Origin of the sequence: Micromonospora sp. LH3U1, from assembly GCF_028475105.1 — a bacterium.
Taxonomy (GTDB): domain Bacteria; phylum Actinomycetota; class Actinomycetes; order Mycobacteriales; family Micromonosporaceae; genus Micromonospora.
The window spans coordinates 6996867-7022959 of sequence record NZ_CP116936.1; the positions used below are offsets into that span (position 1 = coordinate 6996867).

Annotated in this window: 34 protein-coding genes and 1 pseudogene; 20 read left to right on the plus strand and 15 right to left on the minus strand. The window is 71.6% G+C overall.

What is annotated here, in order from left to right; all coding sequences use genetic code 11:
• Window positions 1-56: 56 nt before the first annotated feature.
• Window positions 57-473: an ATP-binding protein gene (locus PCA76_RS32155; RefSeq protein ID WP_272619790.1), complete on the plus strand. Its 417-nt coding sequence runs from the start codon at window positions 57-59 to the stop codon at window positions 471-473.
• Between the two features lie 59 nt (window positions 474-532).
• A complete protein-coding gene (locus PCA76_RS32160; RefSeq protein ID WP_272614269.1) occupies window positions 533-1420 on the plus strand; it encodes a DUF5926 family protein in 888 nt (295 codons plus the stop codon).
• 3 nt (window positions 1421-1423) lie between these two features.
• On the opposite strand, the gene PCA76_RS32165 is transcribed toward PCA76_RS32160, so the two are convergent.
• Window positions 1424-2662, minus strand: a complete 1239-nt coding sequence (locus PCA76_RS32165; protein ID WP_272614270.1) for an arginine deiminase — start codon at window positions 2660-2662, stop codon at window positions 1424-1426.
• 163 nt (window positions 2663-2825) lie between these two features.
• On the opposite strand from PCA76_RS32165, the gene PCA76_RS32170 reads away from it, so the two are divergent.
• The 5 genes from PCA76_RS32170 (at window position 2826) to pheA (ending at window position 6286) form a co-directional block, all read left to right on the plus strand.
• Window positions 2826-3563 (plus strand): hypothetical protein, encoded by a 738-nt coding sequence (locus tag PCA76_RS32170; RefSeq protein WP_272614271.1) that lies wholly within the window; start codon window positions 2826-2828, stop codon window positions 3561-3563.
• Between the two features lie 169 nt (window positions 3564-3732).
• Window positions 3733-4191 carry a hypothetical protein gene (locus tag PCA76_RS32175; protein WP_272614272.1) on the plus strand — a complete coding sequence of 153 codons (459 nt, stop codon included), beginning with the start codon at window positions 3733-3735 and terminating at the stop codon, window positions 4189-4191.
• 75 nt (window positions 4192-4266) lie between these two features.
• Window positions 4267-4656, plus strand: a complete 390-nt coding sequence (locus PCA76_RS32180) for an ACT domain-containing protein (protein WP_272614273.1) — start codon at window positions 4267-4269, stop codon at window positions 4654-4656.
• An 84-nt stretch (window positions 4657-4740) separates the two neighbouring features.
• Window positions 4741-5319, plus strand: coding sequence for a hypothetical protein (locus PCA76_RS32185; RefSeq protein WP_272614274.1), 579 nt, complete (start codon window positions 4741-4743; stop codon window positions 5317-5319).
• Window positions 5320-5329: 10 nt separating this feature from the next.
• Entirely contained in the window at window positions 5330-6286 is a 957-nt protein-coding gene (pheA, locus tag PCA76_RS32190) for a prephenate dehydratase (RefSeq protein WP_272614275.1), read from the plus strand.
• An 87-nt stretch (window positions 6287-6373) separates the two neighbouring features.
• Here the strand turns inward: pheA and PCA76_RS32195 are convergent, their stop codons facing one another.
• From PCA76_RS32195 to PCA76_RS32205, 3 genes are all read right to left on the minus strand, one after another.
• A complete protein-coding gene (locus PCA76_RS32195) occupies window positions 6374-7096 on the minus strand; it encodes an AIM24 family protein (RefSeq protein ID WP_272614276.1) in 723 nt (240 codons plus the stop codon).
• A gap of 108 nt (window positions 7097-7204) precedes the next feature.
• Window positions 7205-7552, minus strand: a complete 348-nt coding sequence (locus tag PCA76_RS32200; RefSeq protein ID WP_272619792.1) for a metallopeptidase family protein — start codon at window positions 7550-7552, stop codon at window positions 7205-7207.
• 148 nt (window positions 7553-7700) lie between these two features.
• Window positions 7701-8132, minus strand: a complete 432-nt coding sequence (locus PCA76_RS32205; protein ID WP_112583873.1) for an OsmC family protein — start codon at window positions 8130-8132, stop codon at window positions 7701-7703.
• 130 nt (window positions 8133-8262) lie between these two features.
• Between PCA76_RS32205 and PCA76_RS32210 the strand changes: the two genes are divergently transcribed.
• The 3 genes from PCA76_RS32210 (at window position 8263) to PCA76_RS32220 (ending at window position 10892) form a co-directional block, all read left to right on the plus strand.
• Entirely contained in the window at window positions 8263-9009 is a 747-nt protein-coding gene (locus tag PCA76_RS32210) for a hypothetical protein (protein WP_272614280.1), read from the plus strand.
• Between the two features lie 249 nt (window positions 9010-9258).
• Window positions 9259-10080 (plus strand): HAD family hydrolase, encoded by an 822-nt coding sequence (locus PCA76_RS32215; RefSeq protein ID WP_272614281.1) that lies wholly within the window; start codon window positions 9259-9261, stop codon window positions 10078-10080.
• Window positions 10080-10892: an HAD family hydrolase gene (locus PCA76_RS32220; RefSeq protein ID WP_272614283.1), complete on the plus strand. Its 813-nt coding sequence runs from the start codon at window positions 10080-10082 to the stop codon at window positions 10890-10892. Before PCA76_RS32215 ends, PCA76_RS32220 begins: the two co-directional genes overlap by 1 nt.
• 19 nt (window positions 10893-10911) lie before the next feature.
• Here the strand turns inward: PCA76_RS32220 and PCA76_RS32225 are convergent, their stop codons facing one another.
• The gene (locus PCA76_RS32225) at window positions 10912-11514 is read right to left on the minus strand and encodes a bacterial proteasome activator family protein (RefSeq protein WP_272614285.1); all 603 of its coding nucleotides are present in this window, start codon (window positions 11512-11514) and stop codon (window positions 10912-10914) included.
• Between the two features lie 84 nt (window positions 11515-11598).
• On the opposite strand from PCA76_RS32225, the gene PCA76_RS32230 reads away from it, so the two are divergent.
• Both PCA76_RS32230 and PCA76_RS32235 read left to right on the plus strand, forming a co-directional pair.
• Window positions 11599-12396 (plus strand): alpha/beta hydrolase family protein, encoded by a 798-nt coding sequence (locus PCA76_RS32230; protein ID WP_272614286.1) that lies wholly within the window; start codon window positions 11599-11601, stop codon window positions 12394-12396.
• 80 nt (window positions 12397-12476) lie between these two features.
• Window positions 12477-13664 (plus strand): ABC transporter substrate-binding protein, encoded by a 1188-nt coding sequence (locus tag PCA76_RS32235; protein ID WP_272614287.1) that lies wholly within the window; start codon window positions 12477-12479, stop codon window positions 13662-13664.
• A gap of 67 nt (window positions 13665-13731) precedes the next feature.
• Here the strand turns inward: PCA76_RS32235 and ddaH are convergent, their stop codons facing one another.
• Window positions 13732-14565, minus strand: coding sequence for a dimethylargininase (ddaH, locus tag PCA76_RS32240; RefSeq protein WP_336298036.1), 834 nt, complete (start codon window positions 14563-14565; stop codon window positions 13732-13734).
• Between the two features lie 59 nt (window positions 14566-14624).
• Between ddaH and PCA76_RS32245 the strand changes: the two genes are divergently transcribed.
• The gene (locus PCA76_RS32245; RefSeq protein ID WP_272614288.1) at window positions 14625-15089 is read left to right on the plus strand and encodes an Lrp/AsnC family transcriptional regulator; all 465 of its coding nucleotides are present in this window, start codon (window positions 14625-14627) and stop codon (window positions 15087-15089) included.
• 72 nt (window positions 15090-15161) lie between these two features.
• Window positions 15162-16118 carry a zinc-binding dehydrogenase gene (locus PCA76_RS32250; protein ID WP_272614289.1) on the plus strand — a complete coding sequence of 319 codons (957 nt, stop codon included), beginning with the start codon at window positions 15162-15164 and terminating at the stop codon, window positions 16116-16118.
• Between the two features lie 7 nt (window positions 16119-16125).
• Here the strand turns inward: PCA76_RS32250 and PCA76_RS32255 are convergent, their stop codons facing one another.
• The 3 genes and pseudogenes from PCA76_RS32255 to mobA form a co-directional block, all read right to left on the minus strand.
• Window positions 16126-17232: a T3SS (YopN, CesT) and YbjN peptide-binding chaperone 1 gene (locus PCA76_RS32255; RefSeq protein ID WP_272614290.1), complete on the minus strand. Its 1107-nt coding sequence runs from the start codon at window positions 17230-17232 to the stop codon at window positions 16126-16128.
• Window positions 17233-17313: 81 nt separating this feature from the next.
• Window positions 17314-17580, minus strand: a complete 267-nt coding sequence (locus PCA76_RS32260) for a DUF6457 domain-containing protein (protein WP_272614291.1) — start codon at window positions 17578-17580, stop codon at window positions 17314-17316.
• Window positions 17577-18220 (minus strand): annotated as a pseudogene (mobA, locus tag PCA76_RS32265) (molybdenum cofactor guanylyltransferase). Before mobA ends, PCA76_RS32260 begins: the two are co-directional and overlap by 4 nt.
• A 102-nt stretch (window positions 18221-18322) precedes the next feature.
• On the opposite strand from mobA, the gene fdhD reads away from it, so the two are divergent.
• Entirely contained in the window at window positions 18323-19189 is an 867-nt protein-coding gene (gene fdhD, locus PCA76_RS32270) for a formate dehydrogenase accessory sulfurtransferase FdhD (RefSeq protein ID WP_272614292.1), read from the plus strand.
• Window positions 19190-19203: 14 nt separating this feature from the next.
• On the opposite strand, the gene PCA76_RS32275 is transcribed toward fdhD, so the two are convergent.
• The 3 genes from PCA76_RS32275 to PCA76_RS32285 form a co-directional block, all read right to left on the minus strand.
• Window positions 19204-19920: a GAP family protein gene (locus tag PCA76_RS32275; RefSeq protein ID WP_272614293.1), complete on the minus strand. Its 717-nt coding sequence runs from the start codon at window positions 19918-19920 to the stop codon at window positions 19204-19206.
• Between the two features lie 177 nt (window positions 19921-20097).
• Complete coding sequence (locus tag PCA76_RS32280; RefSeq protein WP_272614294.1) at window positions 20098-20343, minus strand: flavin reductase; 246 nt, start codon at window positions 20341-20343, stop codon at window positions 20098-20100.
• On the minus strand, window positions 20344-20622 hold the full coding sequence (locus PCA76_RS32285; RefSeq protein ID WP_272614295.1) for a hypothetical protein: 279 nt from the start codon (window positions 20620-20622) through the stop codon (window positions 20344-20346).
• 286 nt (window positions 20623-20908) lie between these two features.
• On the opposite strand from PCA76_RS32285, the gene PCA76_RS32290 reads away from it, so the two are divergent.
• Together PCA76_RS32290 and PCA76_RS32295 are read left to right on the plus strand one after the other, a co-directional pair.
• The gene (locus PCA76_RS32290) at window positions 20909-21658 is read left to right on the plus strand and encodes a DUF5753 domain-containing protein (protein ID WP_272614297.1); all 750 of its coding nucleotides are present in this window, start codon (window positions 20909-20911) and stop codon (window positions 21656-21658) included.
• Complete coding sequence (locus tag PCA76_RS32295) at window positions 21655-21849, plus strand: DUF397 domain-containing protein (RefSeq protein WP_272619796.1); 195 nt, start codon at window positions 21655-21657, stop codon at window positions 21847-21849. The genes PCA76_RS32290 and PCA76_RS32295 overlap by 4 nt, the downstream gene beginning before the upstream one ends.
• 133 nt (window positions 21850-21982) lie before the next feature.
• Here the strand turns inward: PCA76_RS32295 and PCA76_RS32300 are convergent, their stop codons facing one another.
• The 3 genes from PCA76_RS32300 to PCA76_RS32310 are packed head-to-tail and all read right to left on the minus strand — an operon-like array spanning window position 21983 to window position 23725.
• On the minus strand, window positions 21983-22381 hold the full coding sequence (locus tag PCA76_RS32300; RefSeq protein ID WP_272614299.1) for a hypothetical protein: 399 nt from the start codon (window positions 22379-22381) through the stop codon (window positions 21983-21985).
• Window positions 22378-22629, minus strand: coding sequence for a hypothetical protein (locus tag PCA76_RS32305; RefSeq protein WP_272614300.1), 252 nt, complete (start codon window positions 22627-22629; stop codon window positions 22378-22380). Before PCA76_RS32305 ends, PCA76_RS32300 begins: the two co-directional genes overlap by 4 nt.
• Before the next feature lie 49 nt (window positions 22630-22678).
• Window positions 22679-23725 carry a DUF4192 domain-containing protein gene (locus PCA76_RS32310; RefSeq protein ID WP_272614302.1) on the minus strand — a complete coding sequence of 349 codons (1047 nt, stop codon included), beginning with the start codon at window positions 23723-23725 and terminating at the stop codon, window positions 22679-22681.
• Window positions 23726-23898: 173 nt separating this feature from the next.
• On the opposite strand from PCA76_RS32310, the gene PCA76_RS32315 reads away from it, so the two are divergent.
• The 3 genes from PCA76_RS32315 to PCA76_RS32325 are packed head-to-tail and all read left to right on the plus strand — an operon-like array spanning window position 23899 to window position 26081.
• Window positions 23899-24813, plus strand: coding sequence for a fructosamine kinase family protein (locus tag PCA76_RS32315; RefSeq protein WP_272614303.1), 915 nt, complete (start codon window positions 23899-23901; stop codon window positions 24811-24813).
• Window positions 24810-25823: a GTP 3',8-cyclase MoaA gene (gene moaA / locus PCA76_RS32320; protein WP_272614305.1), complete on the plus strand. Its 1014-nt coding sequence runs from the start codon at window positions 24810-24812 to the stop codon at window positions 25821-25823. The genes PCA76_RS32315 and moaA overlap by 4 nt, the downstream gene beginning before the upstream one ends.
• 3 nt (window positions 25824-25826) lie before the next feature.
• Window positions 25827-26081 carry a MoaD/ThiS family protein gene (locus PCA76_RS32325; protein WP_272614306.1) on the plus strand — a complete coding sequence of 85 codons (255 nt, stop codon included), beginning with the start codon at window positions 25827-25829 and terminating at the stop codon, window positions 26079-26081.
• The last annotated feature ends 12 nt before the right edge of the window (window positions 26082-26093 follow it).

Here is a 26093-nt window from a genome sequence, read left to right on the forward strand (position 1 = left end):
GGTGGCGCGACGTGGAGGCGACGGTGGCAGCGGCAGCGAGGGACCGGGCGTGGTGCGTGGTGGTCCCCCACCACCCGGGCGGAGCACGGCTGGCCCGGCACCGCCTCGCCGGTGAGCTGGCGGACGTCGTACCCCCGATGCTCCTCGCGGATCTGATCGCGGTGCTCGCGGAGCTGGTGGGCAACGCGGTGCGGCACGCCAGACCTCTGCCCGGCGGGGTGATCCGGGTGGCCTGGCGGTTGCGGCCCTCGGCCGACGGCGCCCTGATCCAGCTGCGCGTCACCGACGGGGGCGCGAGCACCGGGCCACGGCTCCGGACGGCCAGACCCGACGCGGCGGACGGGCGAGGGCTGCACATCGTGGCCGGTCTGGCCACCCGCTGGGGCGTCGAGCGGGACGGCATGGGCCAGCGCGTCTGGGCGGAGTTCGACCCGACGCCGACACCCCGACCCGACCTGGTGTCGGCGGGCTGAGCGCGGCTCGGGCGGGTCCCGCCCACGGCGAGCCGGTCGGGGCTCTAGGCTGTGACGCCGTGAGCAAGCGTCGAAAGAGCCAGCGCACCGCCGCCGACACCGCCCCCCGCCGAGAAAAGGTGCGGGACGTCTTCGTGCCGCGTCCGTTCGAGGGGCTGGTCGACGAGCCCGAGTGGATCGCGTTGCGCGAATTGGTCCCCGCCGCCTCCGCGCCGCTGCGGCTGGCACCCGCCCTGGTCGAGGAGTTCGGCGACCGGTCGGCGACGCTCGCCACGGTGCTGCCGATGGCCGCCCCGGCGATCACCAAGCCGGACGGCCGGGTGCTGATCGGCCTTCAGCGCCATCAGCAGTCCGGTGACGTCTCCCGGGATCTGGCCGAGGCACTGCTCTGCGCGCTGCGGGCCGAGCCGGGTGGCCAGGTGACTGTGCCGCCGCTGCCCGGCCCCGGCCCCCGCCTACAGGACATCCTCGTGGACGGGCCGCTCGACATCACCATGCACGACGGTTTCGATTTCTGGCTCGATCCCGGGGCCGCCGACGATCCGACCGTCCAGGCGTCGCTGGAGCGGGCGAACGCGGCCATCTACCCGACGGTGCGGCTGACCGCGGCGAAGGCCGCGTACTGGTGCCAGGTCCCGGAGAAGTCACACGTGCGCTGGGTGCTGCCGGACGACGAGGACGCCGCCCTGGACGCGTTGGCCCGCCTCGGCGCGGCCGGCACGCTGCCACTGGGCGAGCAGACCAAGTTCGCCGGCATGTTCCGGGCGCACGGTCGACTGGTGCCGGTCTGGGACCTGCCCGAGAAGACTCCGGCGACCGAGTGGGAGGAGCCGGTGGCGCAGTTCGCCAAGCGGTACGCCGAGGCGCTCACCGCCACCGACCCGCTCGACGCCGCCGGCCGGCGCGCCCGACAGGGCCTGCTCGGCCGCCAGCTCACCCTCCGCTGACGTTCATGCGGTAGGCGTCAGTGAGGGGCCCGTCCTTGTGAGCGGGTCGCGGGTGATCGGGCAGGACATGCACCGCGGCCCGCCCCGGCCGGAGCCCAGCTCGGAGCCAGCGATCGGGATCACCTCGATGCCCGCCCGCTCCAGCTGGGCGTTGGTCTCGGTGTTGCGCTCGTAGCCGACGCAGAGCCGGGGCGCCAGAGCGAGGGTGTTGTTGCCGTCGTCCCACTGCTCCCGTTCCGCGGTGACCGGGTCCAGCCCGGTGTCGATGACCCGGAGCAGGTCGAGGTCCATCGCGTCGGCGGCGGCCCGCAGGAACGGCGCGGGCCCGTCCACCCTCGGGTCCTCACCGTCCGAGCCCGCGATCACGGTGTACGCGGACAGCGTGCTCGCGATGTTGGGATACATCAGTACGGCGTCCACGTCGACCATCGTGCAGACGGTGTCGAGGTGCATGGTGGCGCGCTTCTGGGCGATCGGCACCACCAGGATGGTGTGGGCCAGGCCGGCGGCGAAGACCTGCCGGCCGAGGCGTTCGGCTCCGGCTGGCGTTGTCCGCTCGCCGACCCCGACCGCCAGCACCCCGGGTGCGAGCAGCAGCACGTCCCCACCCTCCAGGTGCTCAAGGTTCGGGCGGTAGACGAACTCGGTGCCGGCGAAGCGCGGGTGGTGGCGGTAGATGGCGTCGGTCAGGGTGGTCTCGCGGCGGCGGGCCGGCATGGCCAGGCTGGTGACACCGACCCGATCGCCGATCCACAGCGAAGAGTCGCGGGTGAACAGCAGGTTGGGCAACGGATCGATGACGAAGTCGTGTCGGTCCATCAGCGTGTAGACCAGCCCACCCGGCCGCTCTGAACTGATCCGCAGTTCCTCGTGGGCCAGCCCGGCGGTGAGTACGTCGGCCAGGGCCGCCGGGTCCAGGTAGGAGAGGTGGTCGGCGACGCGGGCCCGCAGGGTGTCACCGAGTCGCCGGGAGCGCAGCACCTGCTCGGTGAGTTCGGCACGGGCCTCCGCGACGGCCAGCGTCTCGGTCAGCAGGGCCGCCAGGTAGAGGACCTCGACCCCGCGCTCGCGCAGGGCGGCGGCGAACGCGTCGTGCTCCTCCTGTGCCCGCCCGACCCAGGGGATCGCGTCGAACAGGAGCGAGTCGTTGTTGCGAGGGGTGAGCCGGGCCAGTTCCGGGCCGGGCCGGTGCAGCAGTACGGTGCCGAGCCGGCCGACTTCACTGTCGACGTAGTGGGTCACTCCCGCAGCGTAGGGCAGGGTTTGGCGGTATCCGAGAAAAGAACTGTGGATGAATATGGCATTCATCCACAGTCACTCCGGCGTTCCGGCTTGCCGAACACGGGTAGTGGCAACGTAGGGTAGTGAGGACATAACTTCGAGGGACCTTTTGCCGGAGGTCGCGATGACTGTCTTTCCCGCACGACGAGCCGTACCGTCCGCTCGGGCACTGCCGCCCGTCGCGGTGCCACACCCCCGCGTCGAGTCGCCGGGGGTTCTCGAACCGATCCGTCCGACACCTCTCGAATGGGCCCGCCGCCGTCGGGCCGAGCGGGGTGCGCGTCGCCTGGAGGCGGCCGGGGCGCGGGCACTGGGTCAACTCGACCACCTCGGGCCTTCCTGGCACGTCATCGAGTGGCCACGTACCGACGTGGCCGACGTCCTCGACCGAGGTCAGGACGAGCGCGCAGGGTTCCTCGCCATCGGGCCCAGTGGCCTCTTCGCCGTGACCATCGCCGACCACGGCCGGGCCAGGGTGCTCGTCGCCGGGGACGTCGTGCAGATCAACGGCAAGCGACCGCCGTACGTGGCCGAGTCCCGCCGGGACGCCAGGCGGGCCAGCAAGGCCCTGTCCGACGCGGTGGGGCTGCCCGTTCCGGTGACGCCGGTGCTGACCTTCGTCGGCTCCGGCGTGATCAGTGTCTACGGCCTTCCCAAGGACTGCCTGATGGCCACTCACCGGGAGCTGGACCGGCTCCTCGTGGCCGGTGGCAGCCGGATCAGCCCCGCCACCGCCGAGAAGCTTTCCCGGGTCGCACAGCACCCCGGCACCTGGCTGAACGGCACTTACCGTCCAACGGCCGACTACCGGTGGTATGACGAGGGCCGAACGGCCGCTGACAAGCCGGCCCACCACCGGTAACGTCACCGGCGACGCCACGCGGCTCCGGTCCCCCCGTCCACCTCACCGGTTTTCGCGCCGTCACCGGCCGCCTCGGTTCAGGCTGTGCGGCCCGGTGACCCGGTGCGCTCGGTGATTCCGTCGGCGACCCGCTAGCGTGGACAGTCGATCGGAGTACATAGGAGGCGCGGTGGCCCACGTCGAACTTTCGCTCTCGGAAGCGTTCGTGCCGGCGGCGCGGGCCTCGACAGAGCCGGAGTCCGACAATGTCGGCCAATGGTCGTCGACAGTCTCCCGGGCCGACGAGCCGTGCCTGCTGATCGACGCGGCCACCCGGGTGGTGGCGATCTCCACGGCCGGCTGCGCGCTGCTCTGCCTGGGCGAGCCGGACGGCCTGATCGGGCGACCGCTGCTCGACGGCGGGCTGCGCCTACTCGATTTCACGGCCAACCGGGGCGAGCTGACCGAGGCCGAGATCGACATGATCCCGCCCCTACTGGCGCTCTCCTCCGGCCGACTCGCCCGCGGGCTGCTCCGGGTGCAGGCCGCCTCGGCGAGCAGCTCCGACGCGACCGTCGACGCGATCTCCACCCCGTTGCTCACCCACGGCGCCGTCGCCGGCTCGCTCACCTTCTTCTCCGAGGTCTGACCTGCGGCGGAGTGTGTCCTTCGCCGCACGCGGCGTTGCCGGTGCGGCCCCACCAGGAGGCCGTAAGGTGCCCTCATGCTCGATATCGCTCTGCTGCCGGGGGAATACGCTGTGTGCCGGTTGACCGCCGGTGCCACCCTGCCGCACGCGTTGTCGAGTGGGCTACGCGGCACCGACGTGGTCACGGTGAGCTGGACTTCCGACGGGATCTCCGTGATCTGCCCGACCGACCGGGCACCGGCGCAGGCCGTTGTGGAGACCGCCTGGCGCTGTCTTCGGGTCACCGCCCCGCCGGAGTTGGCCAGCACCGGTAGCCTGGCCGCGCTCGTCGACCCACTCGCCGAGGCACGGGTCAGCGCGGTCACGTTCTCCACCTTCGACACCGACTACCTGCTGGTGCCGGCCGTCCGGCTGACCGAGGGCACGGCCGCACTGCAGCGCGCCGGGCACCGCGTCATCGGCTGAGCTTCACCCGGCCGGCCGCTCACCCTACGATGGGCTCGGCCACCCCGGCCGCGAAGAATTCTCCGATGTCCCGAGGATCGGCCCGTGCCGTTCACCCCGCCCCGCCCCGCGTCTCCCCCACCGCGGGCGACGATCCACACCCCACCCGCGATCCTGCCAGTGGTGCTCGCGCTGCTCACCGTCGTGGCGCTGGCCGGCTGTGGCGCCCCACCCGGGCTGGGGGAGCCGACAGCCGTACCCACTCGCACCGCAACCCCGACGACACCCGGCCCGAGCACCCCACCCGCCACCGCACCCGCCACCGCACCGCCAATCCGTACGGTCACGCCCACCCCGGACGCCGGGCTGGTCGCGACGGCCTGTCAGAACGGGCCGACCGGGCAGCGCGTGGTGCAACTGTTGCGCGGCCGGGCAGGAGTGCTCCCGGCCAACGTCCGGGTCCAGGTCCGCACCGGGCCGCTCTGCGCCGGTGACTGGCAGTTCACCGTGCTGGAGGTGACCGGGCATGAGGAACTCCAGGTGGTCACCCGGGGGCAGCCCACCGCACCGGTGCTGGTCACCGCCGGCACTGACGTCTGCACCATCGAGGTACGCGCCACCGGCCCGGCCGGGATTCGCACCCTCGCCTGCGACGCCGGTCCGGCCATCCAGCCGGGTGCGTAGGCTGTTCGGCATGCCGGGAACACCGCCGACGCGCTTCGTCTACCTCGGGCCGGAGGGCACCTTCGCCGAGCAGGCCCTGCGCACCGTCCCCGCCGCCGAGCGCGGCAACCGTACGCCTGCCCGCAGCGTCGGGGAGGCCCTGGACAACGTCCGGGCCGGGGACGCCGACGCCGCGCTGGTGCCGCTGGAAAACTCGATCGGCGGCGCGGTGGGCGTCACGCTGGACGAGATGGCCGAGGGCGAGCCGTTGGTGATCACCCGAGAGGTGATCCTGCCGGTGGAGTTCGTGCTCGGCGCTCGGCCCGGCACCTCGCTAACCGCGATCCGCACCGTGGCGGCCCATCCGCAGGCGTCCACCCAGTGCCGTGGCTGGCTTCGCGACCATCTGCCCGACGCCGTGGTGGTCGACGTGCTCTCCAACGGCGCGGCCGCCGCCGGTGCCGGTGCCGGCGAGTACGACGCGGCGATCTGCGCACCCATCGGGGCGACCCGGCACCGGCTCGTGACACTCGCCGACAAGATCGCCGACCACCCCGACGCGGTGACCCGGTTCGCGTTGGTGTCCCGCCCCGGGCCGCCACCGCCCCCGACCGGCGACGACCTCACCTCACTCGCGGTCTACATCGCCCACGACCGGGTCGGCGCACTGCTGTCGGTCCTGATGGAGCTGGCCGTCCGTGGGGTCAACCTGACCCGGATCGAGTCCCGCCCGACCGGTGAGGCGTTGGGCCGGTACGTCTTCTTCCTGGACTGCACCGGGCACGTGGCCGACGTACGCCTGGGCGAGGCGTTGCAGGGGCTTCGCCGGGTCTGCGCCGACGTCCGCTTCCTGGGCTCGTACCCCCGGCACCGATGGGCCGAGGCGGCTGGCGAGCGGCCGGTGCCCGCGCCGGCGGGCCTCTCCGACGGGGACTACGCGGACGCGGCGGCCTGGCTGGCCCGCCTGCGCACCGGTGAGTTGACCTGACCGGGCGGGGCGCCCCCAAAGATCGGGAGCGCCCCGGGCGCCGCTCCCGACCAACCCAACAGTCCGGGAGCGCCCGCACCGCTGCGATCAGCTCAGCAGACCGCCGAGCAGACCGCCCTCCTGCTGCTGCTGGCCGCTGCCCATGACCGGCGGCTCCTCGGACGGCTGCACCACCACGAAGCCCTGGCCGGCGAAGCTCATCGTGAACGACTCACCGGTGCGTCGACCCAGCAGCGTGCCGAGGCCCATCTGCTCGGCCCGGTGGTAGCCGGTCTGGAGGTTGGCCGACCAGCAGACCGCGGCCTGCGGGTCGACGTACGTCGGGGCGTCCACGTTCAGCACCACCGGGGTGCCCTTGGTGGTGATGGCGATCCGCCCGTAGCCACTGAACACGCAGTTGAACAGGCCGGACGAGGAGGCCATCCCGGCGCCGCCGACCATCCTGATGTCGTACTGGAGGGTGGAGTCGAAGGCGAGCACGCTGGAGCCGTTGATGGAGAGGGCGTCGCCCGGCTCCAAGTCGATGATGTGCACGTCCTTGGCCAGCTCGGCGAGGAAGACGTCACCCTGGCCGGAGACCTTCATCAGCGGAACGCCCTCGCCGGTGAGCTTCTGCTTGAGAAACTTGCCGAGCCCGCCCGAGCCCAGGGCCTGGAACTGCACGTTTCCCTGGTAGGCGACCATCGACCCGACCCGGGCCATCGCCTCACCGTTGAGCTCGATCTTCAACATCTTGGAGTTTTGCAGCCGCATGCCGGGCTGCGCGGACTCCTTCTCCAGATTTTCCGCGGAGAACAGCTCGCTGCGCATGAAAGTGCCTCCTGAAAGGGTCGCGGTAGCTGCACCGAAGGTAGGCGACCAGGGCAACCAAGGGCCATCGGCCGAGCGGCGTGGCGCGGCAGGCGGTGAGCCGGCCGGTCAGCCCCAGCCCAGCGCGTGCAGTCGCGCGTCGTCGATGCCGAAGTGGTGGGCGATCTCGTGCACCACGGTCACCGCCACCTCATCGACGACATCGTCGTCGTTGTCGCAGATCCGCAGGATCGGACGTCGGTAGATGAAGATCCGGTCCGGCAGTACGCCGGAGTAGTCCCAGCCGCGATCGGTGAGCGCGTGGCCCTCGTAGAGGCCGAGCAGATCGGGCTCGCCCTGCGGCGGGTCGTCCTCGACGAGGATCACCACGTTGCTCATCAGGCCCAGCAGTTCCTCGGGCACCTCGTCGAGAGCATCGGCGACAAGTTCCTCGAAGCGCTCGCGGGTCATCTCCACCGGCACCTCACCCATTCTGCCCGATGCCGGGTCCGGCCGGCCCGGTCACGATGTGCCGCTGACCGGACCCGCAGGTCCACGGCGAGAGTGACCGCCCAGGGACGGGCGGAGACTCTGACCGTGAACGAGCGGGTGTGGGTCGACCGGCTCAGGCAGCCAGACGGGCGTTGAGAGTGATCTCGGCGCCCGGCGAGAGCAGCCGGGAGATCGGGCAGTTGGCCTTGGCGGCCTCGGCGAGCTTCTGGAACTCCGCGTCGTCGATGCCCGGGACCTGGCCGACGGTCTCCAGGTCGATCCGGGTCACGGTCATCCCGGCGTCGGTCTTGTCCAGGTGGACCTTGGCGGTGGTCTCGACCGAGGTGGCCGTCGAGCCAGCGTCGGCGAGCGCCTTCGAGAACGCCATCGAGAAGCAGCCAGCGTGCGCGGCGGCGATCAGCTCCTCGGGGTTGGTGCCCTCGCCCTCCTCGAAGCGCGACTTGAAGGAGTAGTTGCCCGACAGGCCACCCTTCCCGGTGCGAACGGTGCCGGCGCCCTCGGTGAGATTGCCCTGCCATTGTGCTGAAGCGGTACGGATAGGCATGAGGAGAACGCTATCGGAAAGGTGACCGCCGAGCGACCGACCGGCACGACGCCCGCCCTGCGATCCCGGTCACCGCCGGCAGGCTGTGCCATGATTCGACCCAGGTCCGTGACCGGCGGAGGGATGGCCGATGTCCGAGGAGCTTCCGATCCCACGGCAGGGCGACCGTTCCGAGGGTCCCGCCGTGATCGAGTGGGGTGCTGTCGACCCGAGCCCGCGGCGCCGGTTCGGTTGGTCCCTGACCGGCCTCACGCAAGATCCTCGACTCCCCCTGCTGCTCGCCGGTCTGGGCGCGGTGGCCGGGGTCGCCTCGATGATCGGTGAGTGGCTGGTGATGAGCCTGCCGAACGGCGGGCCCGAGGGGGACACCACGATCGAGGTGCCCGCCGGGGTGTCCGAGGTCGGCGGCTTCGGGGTTGGTTACCTGGTTGGGCTTCTCGGCCTCGTCTGCGCCGTGGTGCTGGCCCTGCGGGGCACGGCGGCCGTGCGGCCGAACGCCCGGCTGGCCGGTCTCACCCTGGCCGGCGCCCTGTTGGCGCTGCTGATCGCCGCCACGGCCACCCTCAACGATCCCGGTCAGCGCAACTTCTTCTACTCGCCTCAGGACGGCTTCCGGGCCGAATACGGACGCGGCATGGTGATGGCGTTCGCCGCCTGCGTGCTGCTCGGCGCGGCTCTGCGACTGGCTCCAGCCGCACTGCCCGGCACGCCGGCCGGGTCCCCGGAGGACGACCAGCTGCGGGATGCGCCAGCGACCCGCGCAGGCTGGCGCCGCCGCCGAGACCGCGACCCGGTTCAGGAGGACGGCCTGCCCGCGCCGGCCGACCTGACCGTCACCCCGGCCGCCCCGTTCGCCCGCCCCGAAAACCCTTCCTGAGCTGCACGCCCGCTCGCCGCGCCGATCTTGCACTTCCTGCCCCGACATAAGGTGCATTCCACGCAGCACAGCGACCGCGAGTGCAAGATCGCGCGGGGGAGCCTGGGGGCGCGTGTTGGTGTCTGATTCGCCTGGAAGCCATGGATGCGACCCGTTCCGCGAGGTACGGTTGCTGCCCGCTGTTGCGCCGGGTCTCGGCTTTTCCGACCGCACGGCAGGCTGCGACGCGCGGCGGGCGAAGGAGGAACGATGACTCGCCCGGGACTACCCAAGCTGATCGCGACCGACCTCGACGGCACGCTGGTGCGCAGCGATGACACCGTCTCCGCGTACACCCATGGGGTGCTCGACCGGGTGCGGGCCGCCGGAATTCCGGTGGTCGGCGCGACCGGTCGCGGGCCTCGGCTGACCGAGTTGACCCGTAACGACATCCGCGCCGCCGACTTCCTGGTGATGGCGGGCGGCGGACGGGTGGTCGACCAGAGCGACCCGACCGGCCCGCTGGTGCTCCGCGACGAGCGGCTGCCCGCCGAGGTGCTGGCTCGACTGCTCGCCGACCTGGAGGCCGAGGTCGGCCCGCTGACCGTGATGGTCGAGGCGTCCGACGAGCACGACGCGCCGCTCTGGGGCGACTACCACGAGAGCTGGCCCTACCAGGATCGGTTCGAGGCACGGAGCCGCACGGAGTGCCTCTCCTGCGACGTGATCAAGGCGTTCGCCCGGACCGCCGACCACCACGTGGACGAACTGTTGGCGGTGGCCCGCCGGATCGTCCCGCCGCAGGTCGCCACACTCACCCAGGCGGGGCTCGGCTTCATCGAGATCTGCCCGCCCGGTGTGGACAAGGCGAGCGGGCTGACCGTGGTGGCGCAGACCCTCGGGGTCGACCCGGCCGACGTGCTGGTCTTCGGTGACATGCCCAACGACCTACCGATGTTCGAGTGGGCCGGCTGGTCGCGGGTGGCGGTGTCCAACGCCCACCCCGACGTCCGGGCCGCCGCCGACGAGGTGACCCTGCGCAACGACGACGACGGCGTGGCGGTGTATCTGGACCGGCTACTGTCCCGGTGATGGGAGAGATACCCCGGCTCATCGCCACCGACATCGACGGCACTCTGATCCGCGACGACCACACGGTCAGCCCGCGCACCGCCGACGTGCTCGCGCGGATCTCCGCGCGAGGCACGCCGGTCGTTCTGGTCACCGGCCGTCCGGTCCGCTGGCTCAAGATGGTGTACGACCAACTGGCCGAGCCGCTGCCGGCTGTCTGCGCCAACGGCGCCGTGGTCTACGACCCGTTCAACGACGAGGTGCTGCGGGCCGATCCGCTCGCGCCGCAGCACCTGGCCGAGGTGGCTCGGAGGCTGCGCGCCGAGGTGCCCGACATCAGCTTCGCCGTGGAGATCCTGAACAGTCGGGAGATGCGGCACGAGGCGCACTACCCGCTGCGCTGGGACGTCGACCCGGACGGCATCCGGCCGATCGAGACACCGGAGGAGTTGCTCTCGGTGCCGGCGGTGAAGCTGCTCGCCCGGGCCGGCGAGCAGGACCCGGATGCCTTCGTCGAGCTGATCGCCGCAGCGGTGGCGGGGCTGGCCGAGGCCACCCACTCGTCATCCTCGGGCCTGGTGGAGATCTCCGCAGCCGGGGTGACCAAGGCGGCCGGCCTGGACTGGTACTGCGACCGGATCGGGGTGAGCGCGACGGACGTGCTGGCCTTCGGCGACATGCCCAACGACGTGCCGATGCTGAGCTGGGCCGGGCGGGGCGTGGCCGTTGCCAACGCGCACCCCGCCGTCCTGGCGGTCGCCGACGAGGTGACGACGGCGAACTCCGAGGACGGCGTGGCGGCGTACCTGGAAAAGGTCTTCGGGGTGGGCTGAGCGGGCCGTGACCGGTCGGTCAGAGGTACTGGCCGGTGTTGTGGCCCTCACCGCCGCCCGGCTGGCCGATGCCCGGCATCCCGGGGACCACCCCGCCGGGACCGCTGGGCAGCGCCTGCCGGCCGCCGCGCATCTGCTCCAACTGAACCCGGGCGGCCATCTGCTGGGCCACCAGGGCCGCCTGGATGCCGTGGAACAGGCCCTCCAGCCACCCGACGAGCTGGGCGTGCGCGATCCGCAGCTCGCCCTCGCTGGGGGCCTTGTCCTCGGCGAAGGGCAGCGAGATGCGCTCCAGCTCGTCGCGCAGCTCGGGGGCGAGGCCCTCCTTGAGCTCGACGATCGATCGCTCGTGGATCTCTCGCATCCGGTTACGGCTGGCGTCGTCGAGGGGGGCGGCCTTCACCTCCTCCAACAACTGCTTGATCATGCTGCCGATCCGCATCACCTTGGCCGGCTGTTCGACCAGGCGGGTCGGGTCCTCGCCCTGGCCCTCGTCTGTCTGCATCGTGCCGATCGGCCGGCCGTCCGGGCCGACCACCACAACCGTGCCGGAGTGGCCGGAGTCGTCGGTGCCGGCCTCTTCGTCCTGTCCAGCTGAGCGCGCGTCGGTCATGGGGTCCATCTTTACCCAGTGGGCTCGACCCATGCCGCTCGGGACCTACTACCGGGGCCGAACCACCCGGGCGGGGCGCGCTACCGTCGGGCCATGCCTGCCGACCCGCGCGCCGTGCTGACCCGGCCCGCACCGGAGCCCGACGGGACCGTGGCGTACGGCGACCACCCGGATCAGGTGGCCGACCTGCGGCGCCCGGCGGGAACCGGCCCGGCGCGGCCGCTGGTCGTCGTGTTGCACGGCGGTTTCTGGCGGGCCGAGTACGACCGGCGGCACACCGGCCCGCTGGCTGCGGCCCTCGCCGCCTGCGGCTATCCGGTGGCGCAGCTGGAATACCGGCGGACCGGGCAGCCAGGGGGTGGTTGGCCGGGTACGTTGACCGACGTGCTGACCGGGGTGGCCGAGCTGCCCGTGCTGGCCGCCGAGGCGATGCCCGGCCGGGTGACCCTGGCCGCGCCGATTCTGATCGGGCACTCCGCCGGCGGCCACCTGGCGCTGTACGCGGCAGCCGCCGCCCCGGCGACGGTGGGCGGGGTGCTCGCGCTGGCCCCGGTGGCCGACCTGGGCGAGGCGTACCGGCGGAATCTGGACTCGGGCGCGGTGGCCGCGTTGCTCGGCGGCGGCCCGGCAGAGTTTCCGGACCGGTACGCGGCAGTTGATCCACGATTGTTGGTGCCCATTCGGACACGGACAGTAGTCATTCATGGCTCAGAGGATCAGCAGGTTCCGGCGGAGATGAGCCGGGACTTCGTCACAGAGGCCCGTGACGCGGGATCCGATATTTCCCTTGTTGAGCTGCCCGGGTGCGAGCATTTCGGGCTTATCGACCCGAAGTCTCCCGCGTGGCCTCGGGTTCTTGATGTGTTGCGGTCCATGCACGATGATCATTAGCCATTGACGCAGCGTCGCGGACCAGGTAGAACGCCGGAGGGGCGGTGTTCTGCCCTGCAACGCTCCTTGGAAGGAACTCGGTGTCGCAGATGAATCGCAGGCGGGCGCTCCAACTGTTGGCCGCGCTCGGTACCACCGGGCTCGCCGCCGGATGTGGCTCCGACACCGAGGCCGAGCCGAACGCGAACCGCAGCCCGATCAAGATCGGGCTGATCACGCCGCAGGGCGGCGGTGTCAAGAGCATCGGCGACGACATCACCAACGGCTTCCAACTCTTCCTCGACATGCACGACCAGCGGCTGGGTGGCCACCCGGTGGAACTGCTGACCGCCGACGAGGGTGACACCGCGAAGACGGGCAAGGCCGCCGTCGAGGGCCTGCTCAAGCAGGGCGTGCTGGCACTCACCGGGGTGGTCAACTCGGCGGTGATGGTCGGCATCCGGGACACCGTGGAGCAGGCCCGGGTCCCGCTCATCGGCTCCAACGCCTCACCGAGCAGCCTGCAGAGCGTCTTCTACATCTGGCGGACGTCGTACGTGCTGGACGAGGCCGGCCGGGCGCTGGGCCGCTACCTGCGCGACCAACTGCCGCCCAACGGCCGCGTCGCAATCATCATGCCGGAGAACGTCGGCAGCCCGGACGTGGTGCGAGGCTTCCGGCAGGAGTTCGGCACCACCGACTCGCGTATCGGCGACCCGGTGACCTACACCAACCCCACCCCCAACCCCGGCAAGACGACATACTCCGCGGACATCAGCAAGGCACTGGCCAAGAGGCCCACGGCGGTCTTCTGCTTCTTCGCCGGGGCGGCCGCGGTGGAGTTCATCAAGCAGCTGCGCGAGGAGTTCTCCGGGCCGATCTACGCGCCCGGCTTCCTCACCGAGGGCAGCGTGCTGGACAACCTGAAGGAAAACGCGCTGGGCATCCAGACCGCGCTGAACTACTCGGCCGACCTGAACAACACGTCCAACCGGGTCTTCGCCTCGGCCTACCGCAAGAAATACCAGGTCACGCCCACCACGTACGCGATGGCGTCGTACGACGCGGCGCAGGTGCTCGACCAGGCGATCCAGCTGACCGGCGGCTCGCCCACCCCGCAGCAGGTCAACCTGGCGCTGGGCAAGATCGGCCAGATCGACAGCCCGCGCGGCATCTGGCAGTTCAACCAGCCGCGCACCCCGCAGCAGAAGTGGTATCTGCGGGAGGTGCAGCGCGACGGTCAGGTCATGTCGAACGTGCTGATCAACGAGCTGGCCACGCTGGGCTGAACGCCCACCCGCAGCACGGTTCGGGGCCGGTCTCCCATTGGGAGGCCGGCCCCGAAACAGGCGCGGGTCAGTGCCGCAACTCGGCGATGCAGCACTTCACACTGCCGCCGCCCTTCTTCAGCTCGGCCAGTTCGACGGGTACCGGGGTGTAACCGGCGGCCTTGAGCTTTCCGGCCAGGCGGGTGGCCTCGCTGTTGAGCACCACATTCGCGCCGTCGCTGACCAGGTTGAGCCCGAAAGCCATCGCGTCCTCGTCGTCGGCGATCACCGCGTCCGGAAAGAGTTGGGTCAGCACCCGCTGGCTGGCCGCGGAGAACGCGCCCGGGAAGTAGACGACGTTCGAGTCGTCGATGGCCGCGAGCGCCACGTCCAGGTGGTAGAAGCGGGGGTCGATCAGGCGCAGCGACACCACCGGCCGGCCCAACGCCTCCTGCGCCTCGGCGTGCGCCGGGATCTCGGTGCGGAAGCCGTGCCCGGCCAGGATGAGTCCGCCGTGCGCCTCCGGCACGTACGCGAAGTCACCCTCGCCCTCGTTGGTCTCGCTCGGTGCGATGAACCGCCAGCCCTGCGACTCGTAGAACGCGTGGTGGACGCCGGCCTCAGCGGCCCGCTGCTCGTGCTTGAACCGAGCGCCGTACACGCTGCCGTCCACCATGAAGGCACCGTTGGCGGCGTAGACCATGTCGGGCAGGCCCTGCTCGGGGGTGAGCAGGTGCACCTCGTGGCCGAGGCCGACCAGCGTCTCGCGCAGCCGGTCCCACTGCTTGACGGCCAGGTCCCGGTCGACCGGGGTGGTCACGTCCATCCACGGGTTGATCGCGTACTCGACCGCGAAATGCTCCGGCGAGCACATGAGATATGTCCGCTTTCGCGGCAGTCGCTGCTGGTTCACGGTCACCAAGAGTAGGTACCGTAGAACTTTGGTAACAGCCACAACCGTTGCTTCCCAGAGGCGGAACGTTGCAGATAGACGCGGTAGACCAGCGGATCATTGCGTTACTCGTTGCAGACGCCCGCGCGTCGTACGCCGACATCGGCACTCGGGTGTCACTCTCCGCCCCAGCGGTCAAGCGTCGCGTCGACCGATTGCGCGCCACCGGCGTGATCAGGGGATTCACGGCGGTGGTGGATCCGGCCGCCGTCGGCTGGACCACCGAGGCATTCGTCGAGCTGTTCTGCGCCGGCCGGACCACCCCGGCGCAGATCGGCGTGGCCTCCCGCCGACACCCGGAGGTGGTCGGCGCGTACACCGTCTCCGGGGAGGCGGACGCGCTGGTGCACCTGCGCGCCGCCGACATCGCCCATCTGGAGGCGGCGCTGGAACGGCTGCGCGCCGAGTCCTTCGTGACCTCCACCCGCAGCACCATCGTGCTCTCCCGGCTGGTCGAATCCCCCGGCGTCGGCCCGTCCCCCCGCACCCCTTGACCTCAACCCCGGTTGAGGAGATGGACTGGCCAGGAGTGTGGGCGCGCGCCCACCGCAGCCGAGGGGGATTCCATGCGGGCAGTCTGGCTACGTGAGTTCGGCGGGCCCGAGGTGCTGGTGCCCGGCACCGCACCCGACCCCACGCCCGGTCCCGGCCAGGTGCTGATCGACGTCGCGCACGCGAACATCACCTTCGTCGAGACGCAGCTGCGCTCGGGTCGCCCTGGCCCGTTCCGCGTCACCCCACCGCTGATCCCCGGCAACGGCGTCGGCGGGGTGATCGCCGCCGTCGGGCCGGACGTCGACCTGGCGCTGATCGGGCGGAGAGTGGTCAGCGCCACCGGCGGCTCCGGCGGATACGCCGAACGCGCAGCGGTGGACGCTTCCGCGCCGATCGAGGTGCCAGCCGGGTTGGCCGTGGACGCGGCCGTGGCGCTGCTGGCCGACGGGCGTACCGCGACCATGCTGGTCGACGCTGTCGGCGTACGCCCCGGTGACCGGGTGCTGGTGGAGGCCGCCGCGGGCGGAGTGGGCAGTCTGCTGGTGCAGCTCGCCGCGCGGGCCGGCGCACGGGTGGTCGGCGTCGCCGGAGGGCAGCGCAAGGTGGACCTGCTGCCCGGGCTGGGGGCCGAGCTGGCGGTCGACTACCGCGAGCCGGGCTGGGCGGACCGGATCCGGGACGCGGTGGGCGGCGTCGACGTGGTGCTCGACGGGGTCGGCGGGGCGGTGGCCCGGGCGGCCTTCGACCTGCTGGACCCGGGCGGCCGCATGGTCAGCTACGGATTGGCGAGCGGGGAGTGGTCCCCGGTCTCGGCAGAGGCCGCCACCGCACGGCAGGTCACCCTGGTCCGGCCGGACGTGCCACCCGAGCAACTGCGGGCGTACACCCACCAGGCCCTGGCGGACGCGGCGGCCGGCCGCCTGCGACCGCTCATCGGTCAGCGCTTCCCGCTGGAACGCGCCGCCGACGCGCACGCCGCCATCGAGGCGCGCGCAACGGTCGGCAAGACCCTGCTGGACGTCTCCTGATCGGGTCTCAGAGGTACATGCCGGTGCGGTGCTGCGACTCGTCGCGCAGAACCGGCTTGTCGCCCTCGCCGAAGAACCGCTTGCCGCCGAACTCGCCGTGCAGACGGTCGTCCAACTCGTCGGCGAGACCGGTCATCACCTGCACCGCCAGCATCAGGTGGGTGGCCTGGAAGTTGCGGCCGAAGACCGGGATGGACGCCCAGACCGTGTCGTCGGCGCAGTAGAGGCGGCCGATCGGCATCCGGTTCGTCAGCTCGGAAAGCTTGACGTAGAGCCGCTCGGTCGGCTCCACCTCGGTGAGCACCGGGGAGAAGACGTCCACCAGGGGCGGGTTGTCCCGCACCCGGACGAAGACCATCGCCGAACCCGCCCGGATGTTGATGTCACCGTCCGAGTCGATCTGCAACCGGTCGGTGTCCGACTTGAGCATCGTGGAGACCACGGTGCGGACCCGATCCGCCAGGTCGAGCACGTCGTCCCGCTCGACCTGCGCGGCGGCCGCCTCGGCCAGCGCCTCCTCCAGGTCGGCCTCGACGTCGGCGTCCGGACCGAACTCGCTGCGCGCGGTGCCCAGCGGGTCCACGGCCAGCGGTTCGCCCTCGGTGTCGTGCACCAGGTAGACGAGGAAGGCCGGGTGCGGGGCGCCGTAGACGTCACGCAGCGTCCGCGAGAGCAGCGCGGCGATCCGGGTCGACTCGGTCGTCGTACCGTCCATCCCGAAGGAACCGCCGGAGCCGGCGACCACCCCGGGCGGAGACCAGCCGAGCGCGATCATGTCCGCCACCGCGCCGCGGTCCAGCCGGTAGCCCGCCGGCAGGGCGGCGTTTCCGACTGCTCGGGCGGACAGCACGCCATCGCCGTCCACGTCGACGCTGATCGAATAGACGGCGTCGCCGGTGCCGGAGGCGGTGGGGTCCAGGGTCACGTCGAGGTGCGCGCCGACGGGAAGCTCTCCCAGCCGTACGGCGAGCGCGCGGGCGAACTCCCGCCACGCCTCGGTCACCTTCGCCCGCAGGTCAGTGGTGCTGGGCTCGTCGAGCAGGATCGATTCCGTCGGCCCAGTCGTAGCGCCGGGCAGCTCACCGTGCGGCGCCGAGGGGTGGTCAGCCGTCATGATCGCCTCCGTCCGTCACGATCACCCTACCCACGCCACCCGAAAGCCGAATCAGCCCGGACCGGGATCGGACAACGGCGGTCAGGGGGCCGTCGGGTCCGCGGGGTCGGCGCCCAGCTCGACCGGCCAGGTCCCCGCCAGGGCGCTGAGTCGGGCCGCGGCGTCCACCGGGTCCGCACCCCGGCCAACCGCCAGCCCAAGCAGGTACGCGGTGACCGGCGCACCCGGCCGCAGCACCTGGTGGGCGACGTCGCGGGCCAGATCCAGCACCGCCGGCACGGGCACCCCGGCCGGGTCCAGATCCAGCTCGGCGCACACCGCAGTGACCCAGTCGTCCAGCACCGTCATCGCGCCCACTCCTCCGCCCGGCGTACGTCCTCGTCAGTGTCGCAGTCGAACCAGGGCGGCGGGCCCTCGCCGGACCAGGGCACCTCCCGCACGACGAGACCGGCCAGCAGCGCCCGGACCGGGGCTCCGGCCAGGCTCCCACCCCGCTCGACCGTCAGCCGGTCCAGCCCGGCCCGCAGCGCGGCCACCCGCCAGACACCACAGAGCGACTGCCGCCGTCCGTCCCCGTCCACGAAGCAAGCTCCGTCGGGCCGCCTCTGCGACCCGGCGAGGCTGGTGCCGCTCCGGGCGGTGCCGTCGCCCGAGGTCAGGTGGTTCAGCAGGTCACCGATCGCGGCACGGGTGAGCAGTGGCAGGTCGGCGGCGAGCAGCGCGACAAGTGTCGTGTCGGGATCGAGCAGCGCCAGGCCGGCCGCCGCCGCGCAACCGGGCCCCCGCCGGGCGGATCCTCGCGGGTGACCCGCACGCCCTCCGGAACGGCGTCGGCCGGACCGACCAGAACCCGTGGCGCGGCATCGGTGACGGCTGCCAGCACACGGTCGCGCATCGGTCGGCCGCCGACCGGGAGCGCGGGCTTGTCGACCCCGCCCATCCGTCGGGCGGCCCCACCCGCGAGCACCACGGCGGCGTACGTCCCCACCCGGCCACCGTAGCCGTGTCGACGCTCGGTTGGCGGTCGCTGCCGGGTGCCCGATGCCCGGTGGCCGTGCGAGCGTGCCGGGGCGGGGTGGAGGATGGCGGGATGGGACGGGCAACTGATCGACGGGGCGTACTCCGGATCGACCTGGACGCTGCGGACGCCGGGCGCGGGTCCGTCCGCCGACCGGACACCCTCGCGGTGGAGGAACCGCTGGAGATCCGGGTCGGCGCGGCCGGCCCCGGCCGGCGAAGGCCCCTCGCCGTCACCATGCGCACCCCCGGCGACGACCTGGACCTGGCCATCGGGTTCCTGCTGACGGAGGGGCTGATCCGGTCGACCGACGACGTGCTGACCGCGCAGCTCTGCGCCGGCGCGGAGACGCCGAACACGTACAACGTGGTGGACGTGGTGCTCGCCCCTGGCGTGCCGGAACCGACCACCGACCCGTCCCGGAACTTCTACACGACCAGTTCCTGCGGGGTCTGCGGCAAGGCCAGCATCGACGCGATCCGCACCCGGTCGCTCTTCCCGGTCTCGGCGGATCCGCTCAGCGTGCCGGCCGCGCTCCTCACCGAGTTGCCCGATCGGCTGCGCGCCGCCCAGCGTGGCTTCGATCGGACCGGCGGACTCCACGCGGCAGGGCTGTTCACCCCGGACGGTGAGCTGGTGGTGCTCCGGGAGGACGTGGGCCGGCACAATGCCGTGGACAAGGTGATCGGCCGGGCGGTACGGGAACGCCGGCTGCCGCTCGCCGGGCACCTGCTGCTGGTCTCCGGCCGGGCCAGCTTCGAGCTGACCCAGAAGGCGTGGATGGCCGGGTTGCCGCTGCTGGCCGCGGTGTCCGCGCCCAGCACCCTCGCCGCCGAGTTGGCCGAGGAGGCGGGGATGACGCTTGTCGGCTTCCTGCGCGGCCGAACCATGAACGTCTACACCGGGCCGCACCGGATCACGGTGGAGCAGCCAGCCTGACGCGCAGCGGCCCGTCAGCGACCGATCCGGTCGATCAGGTCGAACAGGGCCAGCCGTGCGGCGGCGTCGCGGGCGATCAGGAAACCGGCGATGCCGAGGATCCAGCCCAACGCGCTGCCCGCCTTCGTGACGATCCAGGTGTTCAGGCGGGCCAGCACCGGCTCGACCAATGTCGGTCGGGCCACCCTGGCGCCCAGCAACAACACCGCCGGCAGCACCATGACCAGGCAGTATCCGGCGAGCAGCCCCACCACGCCCGCCGCTCCCACGTCTGAGGTGGCCAACAGACCCACCGCACCGAGGTACGGGAGCATGGTCGCCACCTCGGCCAGTGCGGCGAGCAGCGCGAGCCCCACCAACCAACGGGCCGAGGAGTCGCCGGCGGTAGCCCGGTCCCGCCAGCGCAACACGCCACCGCTGCGGGGGCGTCGTTTGCCGTCGTAGCGGAAGCTGAGCGCCAGCATTCCCACGCCCAGGACGAGTTGCGCCCAGAGGACGCCCCGGTTGTCCAGGGCGCCACCCAGCGCGTCGCCCAGCGTGCTGCCGCCCCAGACCAGCAACAGCCCCACCGCGAGGTAGAACACCGCGATGGTGGCGAGGTAGCCCAGGATCCGCCGGACGTTGACCGGCCCGGGGGCGAGCAGCAACCAGACCGGGATGAAGAGGGTGCCGATGCTGGTGCTGTCGATCAACGCCAGCCCGGCCAGCGACAGCAGCAACTCGAGGGTCATGTCGTACCAGTACGAAGAACGGACACTCAACCAGTGTCCGGCGACGTCTGCCCCGCCGAGTCGGCCGCGATCAGGAGAATCGCGTACATCCTTCGACGGAGGCCCGCCGAGGGAACCCGCCCCGGGCGATCGACCTCGGGGGACGAGGGATCAGCGCCGGGGCGGGAATCGGCGGGGCTATCGAGCCTGGACCCAGCCGGTGAATCGTTCGGTCAGGCTGCCCGGAGGCGTGCCGCTGTTCAGCTCAGTGAGTTGTTCGGTCGCCTCGGCTTGCAGTGCCTTGAGGTGCTCGAACAGCTCGTCGCGGTGGGCGCGGTACTCGCCGAGCAGGCGCAGTTTCGCGGCGGAGCATGGCCACGCGATCCCGCAGGTTCGGCATCGCCAGGCCGGCTTCATGACGGCGTGCTCCGTGCGGCGGGTCATCTATCCGGCCCGCACTGGGACACGTCCGCCCTGCGGTCGGGTGGTGGGGCAAGCTGTCTCGGGCCGTCCGGATGACAACAGGTCGACCCCCTCGCGGAGCACGAACAGTTCCCGCTTGGCCCGCGCACTGCCGTCCGTTCCCAACTCGTACGCCTCAATCCAGGTCCAGCCGTGGTAGGTGTGGCGGTCGGTGAGTTCGCGGATGATCCGGACCGTGATGGGTTGGACGAACTGCGGGCTCGCGGCGCGAGTCAGGCGAATGAGGTCTCCGGCTTTCATCGTCCCGATCATCTCGCCGCCGTTGGCGCGGTCCAGCGCGACGCGGGTCGCGTCGGTGGCGGGTCCGTGGGCTTCGGCTTGTCCGGCATGGTTTCCCCTCGTCGTTGGGAAGGGCCGCCCCTGAGTGCTCGCCCATGGGCGGCCCCGCTACGAACGCGACCGCCGGGTCTCGGGTAGTCCCTGCCGGCCGCGCCGCCTGAGAAGCACACTTCCAAGGGTTGCGGTCCGAATACACTGCGTAGGAATATCTCTTGTGGACGTCTGGGACGTACCGGAGAGGATTCGGATGAACCGCGCAGTCGCTGAAGCCATGTCAGCATCCGGCCTGACAGCGGACAGTCTCGCAGCTCAGATCGGGGTGGATCCGAAGACGGCGGCCAAGTGGGCGAACCCGGGACGGATTCCGCAGACTCGCCACCGATCAAAGGTCGCCGAGATCCTCCGCCGCGACGAGGGCGACCTTTGGCCCGACCTGTTCAAGCGGCGCGAGCCAGCGTGGTTCCGGCCCTGGACGGACATCGAGCGCGAGGCGGTGGGGTTGCGCTGGTACGAGTCCGCGGTCATTCCCGGCCTCCTACAGACCGAGGCGTACGCCCGAGCCGTGTTGAGCAGCGGGCTCTGGGCCGACGACGACCTGGCGGCACATGTGGAAACCCGCCTTCGCCGGCAGGCCGCCGTGTTCGATCGGCCTCGTCCACCGCTGAGCGTCTTCGTCATCGACGAGGCCGCGCTGCGCCGGGGACGACCCGACATCATGGCCGACCAGCTCGACCACCTGATGGTGCTCGCCGAACGGCCGGCCGTGATGATTCACGTGCTTCCCCTGACGGCTGGATTCCACCCCGGCCAGGCCGGGCCGTTCGTCATCGCCAGCACACCCGACGGCGGCGATGTCGGCTATCTCGACGACCAGGCGGCGGGGCGCCTCAGTAATGACGTTGCTCCGTTGTGGGCGGTCTGGGATAGCGTGAGGTCGTTAGCGCTACCGCGAGACCTGACCATCGACCTGATGAGAGCGCGAGCATGGATGACCTGAGCGGCGCCCGTTGGCGCAAGAGCACCCGCAGCAGCTCGAACGGTGGAGCGTGCGTCGAGGTGGCCGACAATCTGCCGGGTGTCGTGCTCGTCCGCGACACGAAGGACCGGGACGGCGGCACGCTGACTTTCGGGCCGGCGGCCTGGGCGGGCTTCGTCACGTTCGCGAGGGAGATCGGCCCCGTCGGCTAGGCGAGCCCTGTCGATCGTCACAATCGACTCGGGTTCGCTGATAGCGGGGTGTCCCGGTAGCGGTAACACCCCGAGTTCCGGAAAACGGAGTTGATCAGCACCGGTCGCGCCGTGGACGCTGCCCTGCCGTACGTCAGGTCAGGTCGAGGATGCTCCAGTTGGTTGGTAGCACCTTCGCCGCCATCGTGGACTGCGCGGTCGCGTAGTGCGCCTCGTGGGTGAGTGCCGCACGGGCGGCATGGCCGAGCGAGATGTCTCCACCCGCGGCACGGGCCAGTGTGCCGGTGTCCCGCACATCGTCGGCATCGAGTGGCAGCAGGCAGATCATCGGGGCAGTCATCATCAGGGCCAGCAGCGCGGCACCGATGTCGTCGTCCACGCTCGCGAACGCGACCGCCAGGCAGGTCGCGGGAACGGCCACCTGCCGCCCCTCATCGGCGACCTCCAGCATCAACTCCCCCACCGACACGTTGCCCTCGAGGTAGGCCGTCAACGCTGACGCGTCGAACACGGCCGCGATCCGATCGCTCATCCGGCACCTCCCAACATCCGGCGTCCCTCGGCCAGGGCGTCCGGCGGAATGGGTGTCGCCAGCCGCTCCCGCCACCGTGCCCTGCCCGCCTCGGTCGCCTCGATGCCGGCTCGGCGCAGCACCTCGTGGACGTGCACGCCGGCCATCTGGGCCCGCACCGCCGCGGTGATCGCGGCCGAGACGTTGGGCTGCTGGTCGAGCCACTCCGCGACGTCGTCGGGGAGGCTCACGGAGCGCTTCACGGTCATGGCCGCCAGCCTATCAACTCTGGTAGCACCGCCGGTGCTACCGAACTGGTCAGCGGCGGCCACGTCGGCTCCGTTTACGAGGGCGGATCACACCGGGCATCCCGACCGACGGCCAGCCGTCCAGCTCGGACGGGGGCACGCCGCGCCGGAGCAGGTCGTCCAGCAGCACGGCGAGCGAGTAGTCGGGGTGCAGGCTCAGCGTCCGTTCGAGCGCGACCGCCGCCAACGCCCCCTGCCCCGCGCGCCAGGCCGCGAACGCCAGCAACGCACCGGGCGCGGCGGCCAACTCCGGCTCGACCCGGCGCAGCACGTCGGTCCAGAGGGCGATGTCCCGGTCCCGACCGTCGGTGCGTTCCCAGGCGTGATCGCGGACCGGTAGGTGGGTCAGCAGCAGGCTCAACCAGGCCACTTCATCGTCGTCTAGTCGCTCACCGCGCCGCTGCCGGCGCTGGGCCTCGCGGACCGCCGCCACCCCGGCGGAGCGCAGCGCCCGAGCGCCGAGCAGGTCGCTCTCGGGAGCATGCTCGACCAGCTCGACCAGCCTCAACTGGGCGCGGGCGGTGGCCGCGCGCGCCGCGTCCCGGGCCGGGCCGTCCACCGGTGACACCTGCGCCACGAGGGCGGCCCGGTCGGGGAGTGCGACCTGGCCGGCGAAGACCGCCGAGGCGGTCACCGGGTTCGCGGTCGGGTCGTAGCGCCGACCCTCGGGCGGGCAGCAGTCGGGCTCGGTGCAGAGATAGGACCACCACCGGCCGTCGGTCACCCGCAGCGCGTCGAGCACCTCCATCCCGGCGGCGCTCAGTGCGGCGCGCACCGCGTCCACGACCGGGGTGACCCGGTCGGGTTGCCCGTAGCCGACCACGGTGGCGGCCTCCGCGCCCTGCCGACGGATCACGCCGGCCAGGTGCCGGGCCCGCTCGACCGCATCAGTCGACGGGTCGGGCAGGTCCGCACGGGCGGCGAAGATGATCTGCCGGCCGAGCAACGCCACGGCGACCACGCTGTCCGTGGGATGAAAGCCGAGCAGGTACGGCACAGCGGCGATCAGATCGGCGGGCGAGCGGACGGCGAGCTGAGGGCGTTCGGTCGAGGTCATGTCGGAAGCCTGCGGCGGATCTGCCCGGCTCCACAGACCCTGTGGATGACACGCGGCTTATCCACAGTTACTCAGCGTGTTTTTCCTGCTCATCCCGCACCTACGGGTGCCGGAAGAGACTCGATGTCTTCGGGCGGGACCGAGTTGTCGCGGGGAGCGGTTACCGTGCGCTGATGGACCTGGCGTACCTGCGCGCACACCCGGCACACCTGCCGACCTTTCGGACGCACCAGCGGATCCGGGAGACGCCGGTCGCCGGGGGAAACATCTGCGCCGCCGCCCGACTCACCCTGGACGACGGTCACTCCGTCTTCGCCAAGTCCTGGCCCGAGAGGGCCGACCGACCGGCGCCGGAGGGCTTGTTCGCCGCCGAGGCCGCCGGGTTGCGCTGGCTGCGGGAGGCCGGCGCGGTCGGCGTACCCGAGGTGATCGTGGCGTTGCCAGACCTGCTGGCGCTCGACTGGGTGGAGCCCGGCGAGCCGACGCCGGAGGCCGCGGAGCGCTTCGGCCGGGAGTTGGCTGGCCTGCACCGGGCGGGCGCAACCGCCTTCGGTGCGACCTGGCCCGGTTTCATCGGGTCACTTCCACAGGACAACACCCTCGCGGACGGGCCCTGGTCGACCTGGTTCGCGGAGCGGCGCCTCGCCCCCTACCTGCGACGCTCGGTCGACGGTGGTGCGCTGACCAGTGCCGACGCCGCGCTGGTCGAGCAGGTGATCGGTCGGGTCGACGGGCTTGGCGGCGACGAGCCGCCCGCACGCATCCACGGCGACCTGTGGCCGGGCAACGTGCTGTGGGGCGTCGACGACCGGGCCTGGCTCGTCGACCCGGCGGCGCACGGCGGGCACCGGGAGACGGATCTCGCCCAGCTCGCTCTCTTCGGCGGCATCCCCTACCTGGACCGGGTGCTGGCCGCCTACCAGGAGAGTTGGCCGCTGCCGGACGGGTGGCGCGACAGGGTGCCACTGCATCAACTGCATCTGCTGCTCGTGCACACCGCGCTCTTCGGTGGCAGCTACCGGGATGTGGTCGTCCAGACTGCCCATGCCGTCCTGGGCCGGGCCGAGCGCGCTACGGTCGACAGGTGAGCGTCACCCCGGGGACCGACGGCGTCCTCGTCGACCGGTACGACCGCGTCGCCCGAGACCTGCGCGTGTCCCTCACCGACAAGTGCAACCTGCGCTGCACCTACTGCATGCCGGCGGAAGGGCTGCCCTGGCTGGCCGGCCCCGAGTTGCTGACCGACGAGGAGATCGTCCGGCTGGTCCGGGTGGCCGTCGAGCGGCTCGGTGTGACCGAGGTGCGGTTCACCGGCGGTGAGCCGCTGATCCGACCCGGGCTGCTCGGCATCGTGAGCGCGGTCGCCGCGTTGACACCCCGCCCCCGGGTCTCGCTGACCACCAACGGCATCGGCCTGGACCGGCTGGCCCCGGCGCTGCGCACGGCTGGCCTGGACCGGGTGAACGTCTCACTGGACACCCTGGATCCGGACCGCTTCCTCCGGCTCACCCGCCGCCCCCGCCTCGACGCGGTGCTGGCCGGGCTCGCCGGGGCGGCGGCGGCCGGGCTCAGTCCCGTGAAGATCAATTCTGTGCTGATGCGCGGTGTCAACGAGGACGAGGCGCCGGCCCTGCTCCGCTTCGCTCTCGACCACGACTACCAGCTGCGGATCATCGAGCAGATGCCGTTGGACGCCCAGCACGGCTGGGACCGCGACACGATGGTCACCGCCGAGGAGATCCTGACCTCCCTGCGTACCGCCTTCGATCTCAGTCCCGACCCGACCGAGCGCGGCGCGGCACCGGCAGAGACGTGGCTGGTCGACGGCGGCCCCGCCCGGGTCGGTGTGATCGCCAGCGTCACCCGCCCGTTCTGCGGGGACTGCGACCGCACCCGGCTGACCGCAGACGGCCAGGTCCGCGCCTGCCTCTTCGCAACGGAGGAGTCCGACCTGCGTGCCGCGCTCCGCACCGGCGCGGACGACGACGAGTTGGCGCGTCGCTGGCGTACCGCGATGTGGGGCAAGCGCGCCGGGCACGGCATCGACGACCCCACCTTCCTCCAGCCGACCCGGCCGATGTCCGCGATCGGAGGTTGAGGCGTGGACACGACGCCGCTGACCGTCCGCTACTTCGCGGGTGCCCGCGCCGCCGCCGGGCGCGCCGAAGAGGGCATGCCCGCAGGCCGGTCGCTCGACGCCCTCACGGCCGAGCTGACCCAGCGACACGGCGACCGGCTCGCCGCCGTGCTTCGTGTGGCGAGTTTTCTGGTGGACGGCGTCACCTGTCATGATCGTCAGGCACCCCTGCCGGCCGGGGCCACGATCGATGTCCTGCCCCCGTTCGCGGGCGGCTGAGGGAGGCGCGCG